The sequence below is a fragment of the Aurantimonas sp. C2-5-R2 genome (assembly GCF_036549495.1).
Taxonomy (GTDB): Bacteria; Pseudomonadota; Alphaproteobacteria; order Rhizobiales; family Rhizobiaceae; genus Aurantimonas; species Aurantimonas coralicida_A.
In genome coordinates, this window is record NZ_JAZHLJ010000236.1 from 1 (window position 1) to 1,188 (window position 1,188).

The 1,188-nt window shown below is 61.4% G+C and carries 1 pseudogene; it reads left to right on the forward strand.

The annotated features are described in order from the left end of the window. Window positions 1-151: 151 nt before the first annotated feature. Window positions 152-1,082: pseudogene (locus tag VQ044_RS25230) on the forward strand (IS110 family transposase); the annotation flags it as partial. Window positions 1,083-1,188 lie beyond the last annotated feature (106 nt).

Consider the following 1,188-nt stretch of genomic DNA (forward strand, 5'->3'; position numbering starts at 1 on the left):
TGGGATCGGGCTAACAACCACAATCCTCGCAGACAGGAGGCCTCTCCTAAAACGCTCGCTCCACTCCCGCGCTAGCGGGTTCGTTCAATCCGTCGATTCAAAATTCTCGCCGGATGCTCTAGCACTACTTTGGCATATTTTTAGCGCGCGATGGATGCACTCACTCGGAGACCTTCAGCGCATCGGCTGGCATTGAATCGACCGGCAGCTACGGCGCTGGTCTGCTCCGCTACATGCAAGCTGCCGGCGTTGAAGTTCTCGAAGTGACGACACCCGACAGGCACGATCGGCGCAGACGAGGCAAGAACGACGACATCGATGCCCAGAATGCGGCCCACGCTGCTTTCGCGGGGAAGAGAACGGTCACTCCCAGAAGCCGCGATGGAATGGTCGAATCCCTGCGCGTCCTCACGGTTTGCCGAAAGACCGCCGTCGCCGCACGGCGGGTGGCTCTGCAGATAATCCAGACCACGATCGTCAGCGCGCCGGACGGGTTGCGTGATCTGCTACGCAGCATGACCCCCATGCAACTCGTGCGAACTCTGGCTGCCTGGCGGCCAGATCTGACGGCCTATCGCGAAGTGGAAGCGGCCTACCGCATCAGCCTCAAGTCGCTCGCCCGCCGCTACCTCGAGCTCCATGACGAGATCGCCGACCTCGATACAATGATCGGTGCCATCGTGAATGACCTAGCGCCCGAACTCATTGCCCGGAACTCGATCGGCTACAGTGGAGCCGCGCAACTGCTGCTGACGGCCGGCGATAACCCTGAGCGATTGCGATCCGAAGCGAGCTTCGCGGCCCTCTGCGGAGTCAGCCCAGTGCCCGCCTCCTCCGGAAAGACGATCCGGCACCGGCTTAACCGGGGCGGTGATCGCGCCGCCAACAGCGCCCTGCACATCGTCGCCATCGGACGGCTCAGAACCGATCCGGCGACAAAGGCCTACGTCGCTAGACGCGTCAGCGAGGGGCATTCCAAGCTCGATGCCATCAGATCCCTTAAACGCTACATCGCGCGCGAGGTCTTCCACATCATCACGAGGCGCCACAGGGAGATCAATCAGACCCGCATCGCAGCTTGACAAACAGAAGGGCGTCCGCGGCAGCCAATATTGCGCCGTGGACTATCAGGGCGAACTTCGCAAAAACGGCATCCGCATCTCCATGTCGGGCAAGGGAAACTGCTAC